Raw genomic sequence first — 2,653 nt, 5'->3', positions numbered from 1 at the left:
GCCGGGGCGGCCGGTGCCGGCGCGGCGGCAGCCAGGTGCGCCGCCAGGTCCTCGGCCGTCGGATGTTCCAGCAGCGCGCTGGGCGCCAGCGGCCGGCCCAGCTGTGCTTCGATGTCTTCGACCAGGCGGCCGAGCATCACCGATTCGATACCCAGTTCCGCGAACGTGGCACGGGCGGGAATCATTTCGACGGGCATTTGCAGCCGTTGCGCCAGTATCTTGCGCAGCCACGCCAGCGTGGCCACCGTTGCATCGTTCGGGTTCGTTGCCGTCATGGGAGTGCTTCCTGTCGGGGTGGATGGAACGGTGGCGGCCTGGGGCCGGGGCAGCGCGGCGGCGGGCACGGCCGCCATGCGCCCCGAGGTCGGCGTGGCCAATGCCGTCCACAACAGGTCGAATGCCTGCTCGTCGTCCAGCACGGGCAGGCCGTGCCGGGCCATGGTCGCGATGGCCGCGGCGTTGGCGCTGGAACTTTGCCAGACGGGCCAGGCGAGCGTCATCAGCTCGGGGCAGCCGCGCCGGCCATGCAGTTCCGCCAGATACTCCATGGCGGCATTGGCTGCGGCATAGTCGCCGACGCCGACGCCGGTGGCCGGCACCACGGCGGAAATCGACGAAAACGCCAGTACGAAGCGTGGCCGGCACGCGGCCACCAGCGGCAGCAACGCGGCGAGGCCGCCGGTTTTCGGCGCCAGCACGGCGTCGATATCGGCCAGCGGCCGGTCCGCCAACGCACCGGGCTGCCGGGTACCAATCCCGGCGCAGTGGAAGATGCCGCCTACCGGCACCGCAGGCAGGTCGTGCAGCATGCGTGCCAGGTCCAGCCCTTCCAGGGCGCCGAACACCAGCCGCACCTGCGCGCCTCGTGCCACCAGGTCCGCCGCCAGCAGGTCGGCGTGGGGACCCGGCTGGCGTGCCAGCAGGACCAGCCGGCGCGCGCCGCGGCGCACAAGCTGGCGCGCCAGGTTGGCGCCCAGGCCACGCGTGCCGCCGGTGATCAGGTACAGGGCTTGCGCATCGGGTTGCCAGGCGTGCGCGGCAGGTGCGACATCGGTCCAGACGGGACGGAACCTGCCCAGCCGCGTCACGCAGATATCGCCGGGCGTGCGCAGCGCCAGCTCGGTGCGCAACAGCGCCGCGCCCCGGGCCAGTGCCGCGTCGTCGCGCAAGGCCAGTTCGTCCACGTCCAGTACCGTCACCGTCAGGCCGGTGGACTCGGCGGCAAGGGCGTGCAACAGCCCGGCCAGCACGGCGCCGCTGCTGCCGGCGCCCGCCGCGGCCGGTGCATGCAGGCCACTGGTGACATGCAGGATGTGCAGCGGGGCCAGTGCGGCACCGCGGGCCAGGCCGCGGCACAGGTCGAACGCGCGCTGCCAGCCGGTGTCGGCGCCGTCCAGTCCAGCCAGCACGACGACCGTCTCTAGCGCGCCGCGCACGATGACGGGCGCGGTGACGGCGGCATCGGTGCCCAGTTCGACGAAGCGCACGGTGCGCGGCGCCAGTGCGGCGGCCAGGTGCCGGCCCAGGCCGATCGTCGCGGCATCGACGGCGCACAGTACGTCGCCGCTGCCCGGCACGGCGGGCACTGCCGCCTCGGCCGGGCGCCATACGCGCTCGGCCAGCGTGGCCACCGGGGTTGGCGGCGGCAGCACCGGATCGCGCACGTCGTCGACCCAGCATTTCATCCGCGTGAAGGCGTACGACGGCAATGCCAGCAGCGGGCGCCGGCGCGGCGCCCACGCAGCCTGACCGCCGGCCACCCACATGCCGGCCTGCTCCGCCAGGCTTGCCTGCGGCGGCACGTCGACCGAGCCGGGCGCCGCCCGTCCGCGCCATCCGGCCGTTTCGCCCGCACCGAAGGCACGCAGCAGCCCGATCGCCTGTTCGACACTGTCGCAGACGGCGGCCCAGCGCTCGCGCAATGCGGCCCTGCCCCATTGCAGCGTGGCGGCGACATCGGCCAGTTCGACGGCGGGCGTGACTTCCAGGTGCCGCGCCAGCTGGCGCGCGCCGGCCAGAAGCGCCGCTTCCGACGCCGCCGACAGCACCAGCAACTGCGGGCCCGTCGCCGGCGCGGCAAGTGCCGCCACGGTCTCGGGCGCTTCGACGATCACGTGCGCATTGCTGCCGCCGGCACCGAAGGCGCTGACACCGGCGCGCCATACGGCCCGGGCGCCATCCATGCGCGGCTGCCAGGGTTCACACTGCTGCGGCACGCGCAGCCAGGTCCAGTCAACCGCGGCGTTGCGCTCGGCGCTGTGCAGCGACGGCACCAGCGTGCGGTGCCGCATCTGCAGCAGCACCTTGGTCAGTCCGGCCAGGCCGGCAGCCGCTTCCAGGTGGCCCATGTTGGACTTGATGGAGCCGATCGCCAGCGGCTGCGCCACATCGTGCAACGCCAGCGCTGCCGCCAGCGCACGCGCCTCGATCGGGTCGCCCAGCGCCGTGCCCGTGCCATGCGCCTCGACATACGAGATCGTGGCCGCATCCACGCCAGCATCGGCCAGCGCCGCCTGCACCAGGGCCTGCTGCGCCTGCGGGCTGGGCACCGTGAAGCCGTTCACCTTGCCGCCGTGGCCGACGGCGCAGCCCAGCACCAGGCCATGGATGCGGTCGTGCGCCGCGCGCGCCGGTGCGGCCGCGCGCAGCACCA

1 protein-coding gene is annotated in these 2,653 nt (G+C 73.8%); it reads right to left on the bottom strand.

Annotated features, from left to right (window positions below; genetic code table 11):
* Nucleotides 1-2,653 (bottom strand): KR domain-containing protein (locus GM672_RS27370; protein WP_155473651.1); only part of this gene is annotated, 2,653 nt, incomplete at both ends.

It is taken from the genome of Pseudoduganella buxea (genome assembly GCF_009720835.1).
Lineage (GTDB): Bacteria > Pseudomonadota > Gammaproteobacteria > Burkholderiales > Burkholderiaceae_D > Rugamonas > Rugamonas buxea.
The sequence above is the reverse complement of the archived record's forward strand: the minus strand, read 5'-3'. Positions and strand labels throughout refer to the sequence as shown.